The 2,751-nt window shown below is 53.5% G+C and carries 1 rRNA gene (running past one end of the window); it reads right to left on the bottom strand.

From position 1 onward, the window contains the following. Positions 1-85 precede the first annotated feature (85 nt). Positions 86-2,751, bottom strand: a 23S ribosomal RNA gene (locus tag C2U58_RS19675); it runs 213 nt beyond the window's last position.

The following is a 2,751-nucleotide window of genomic DNA, read 5'->3' as shown; positions in this document are numbered from 1 at the left end:
GCGCCAGCCTCTCATAGGTCTTGTGACGTAGCGTGCACTTGGTATCCATCGACATGTCATGTCGGCCAAGGCAACTTGAGGTTATATGGTCAAGCCACACGGATCATTAGTATCAGTTAGCTCAATACATTGCTGTACTTACACACCTGACCTATCAACCACATAGTCTATATGGTTCCTTCAGGGGGCTTGTGCCCCGGGAGATCTCATCTTGAGGCGCGCTTCCCGCTTAGATGCTTTCAGCGGTTATCGCTTCCGAACATAGCTACCCGGCAATGCCACTGGCGTGACAACCGGAACACCAGAGGTTCGTCCACTCCGGTCCTCTCGTACTAGGAGCAGCCCCTCTCAAATCTCCAACGCCCATGGCAGATAGGGACCGAACTGTCTCACGACGTTCTGAACCCAGCTCGCGTACCACTTTAAATGGCGAACAGCCATACCCTTGGGACCGACTACAGCCCCAGGATGTGATGAGCCGACATCGAGGTGCCAAACACCGCCGTCGATATGAACTCTTGGGCGGTATCAGCCTGTTATCCCCGGAGTACCTTTTATCCGTTGAGCGATGGCCCTTCCATACAGAACCACCGGATCACTAAGTCCTAGTTTCCTACCTGCTTGATCCGTCGATCTTGCAGTCAAGCACGCTTATGCCTTTGCACACAGTGCGCGATGTCCGACCGCGCTGAGCGTACCTTCGAGCTCCTCCGTTACTCTTTAGGAGGAGACCGCCCCAGTCAAACTACCCACCATACACGGTCCCCGACCCAGATAATGGGCCCAGGTTAGAACGTCAAGCACGACAGGGTGGTATTTCAAGGATGGCTCCACTGCAGCTAGCGCCACAGTTTCATAGCCTCCCACCTATCCTACACAGACGAACTCAACGTTCAGTGTAAAGCTATAGTAAAGGTTCACGGGGTCTTTCCGTCTTGCCACGGGAACGCTGCATCTTCACAGCGATTTCAATTTCACTGAGTCTCGGGTGGAGACAGCGCCGCTGTCGTTACGCCATTCGTGCAGGTCGGAACTTACCCGACAAGGAATTTCGCTACCTTAGGACCGTTATAGTTACGGCCGCCGTTTACTGGGGCTTCGATCAAGAGCTTCGCCTTGCGGCTGACCCCATCAATTAACCTTCCAGCACCGGGCAGGCGTCACACCCTATACGTCCACTTTCGTGTTTGCAGAGTGCTGTGTTTTTGATAAACAGTCGCAGCGGCCTGGTTTCTGCGGCCCTCTTCAGCTATAGCTCGCATGAGCCACCAAAAAGGGCGCACCTTCTCCCGAAGTTACGGTGCCATGTTGCCTAGTTCCTTCACCCGAGTTCTCTCAAGCGCCTGAGAATTCTCATCCTACCCACCTGTGTCGGTTTACGGTACGGTCTGCGTAAGCTGAAGCTTAGGAGCTTTTCCTGGAAGCGTGGTATCAGTGACTTTGTCTTAAAGACTCGTCTCGGTGCTCGGTCTTGAAGGATCCCGGATTTGCCAAAGATCCAAACCTACCGCCTTTCCCCCGGACAACCAACGCCGGGTACACCTAACCTTCTCCGTCCCTCCATCGCACTTACGCGAGGTGCAGGAATATTAACCTGCTTCCCATCGACTACGACTTTCGTCCTCGCCTTAGGGGCCGACTCACCCTGCGCCGATTAACGTTGCGCAAGGAAACCTTGGGCTTTCGGCGTGCGGGTTTTTCACCCGCATTATCGTTACTCATGTCAGCATTCGCACTTCCGATACCTCCAGCAGACTTCTCAATCCACCTTCAACGGCTTACGGAACGCTCCTCTACCGCGTACATATAAATATGCACACCCCAAGCTTCGGTTCACTGCTTAGCCCCGTTAAATCTTCCCCGCAGACCGACTCGACCAGTGAGCTATTACGCTTTCTTTAAAGGGTGGCTGCTTCTAAGCCAACCTCCTGGCTGTCTGTGCCTTTCCACATGGTTTTCCACTTAGCAGTGAATTTGGGACCTTAGCTGTGGGTCTGGGTTGTTTCCCTTTTCACGACGGACGTTAGCACCCGCCGTGTGTCTCCCATACAGTCCGTCTCGGTATTCGGAGTTTGCAATGGTTTGGTAAGTCGCGATGACCCCCTAGCCATAACAGTGCTCTACCCCCGAGAGGATACATATGAGGCGCTACCTAAATAGCTTTCGAGGAGAACCAGCTATCTCCGGGTTCGATTAGCTTTTCACTCCTAATCACAGCTCATCCCCGTCTTTTGCAACAGACGTGGGTTCGGGCCTCCAGTACCTGTTACGGCACCTTCACCCTGGCCATGACTAGATCACCCGGTTTCGGGTCTACTGCCCGCGACTATGCGCCCTTATCAGACTCGGTTTCCCTTCGCCTCCCCTATACGGTTAAGCTTGCCACGAACAGTAAGTCGCTGACCCATTATACAAAAGGTACGCAGTCACTCTTTCGAGCTCCTACTGCTTGTACGCACACGGTTTCAGGATCTATTTCACTCCCCTCTCCGGGGTTCTTTTCGCCTTTCCCTCACGGTACTGGTTCACTATCGGTCGGTCAGTAGTATTTAGCCTTGGAGGATGGTCCCCCCATGTTCAGACAGGGTTTCACGTGCCCCGCCCTACTCGTCTTCACTGGAGTGGCCCTTTTAAATACAGGGCTATCACCTTCTATGGCCAGCCGTTCCAGGCTGTTTTTCTAGAACCATTCCAGCTTAAGGGCTAGTCCCCGTTCGCTCGTCGCTACTCAGGGAATCTCGGTTGATTTCT

This window comes from Stenotrophomonas sp. VV52, assembly GCF_002893095.1.
GTDB lineage: Bacteria > Pseudomonadota > Gammaproteobacteria > Xanthomonadales > Xanthomonadaceae > Stenotrophomonas > Stenotrophomonas aracearum.
The sequence above is the reverse complement of the archived record's forward strand: the minus strand, read 5'-3'. Positions and strand labels throughout refer to the sequence as shown.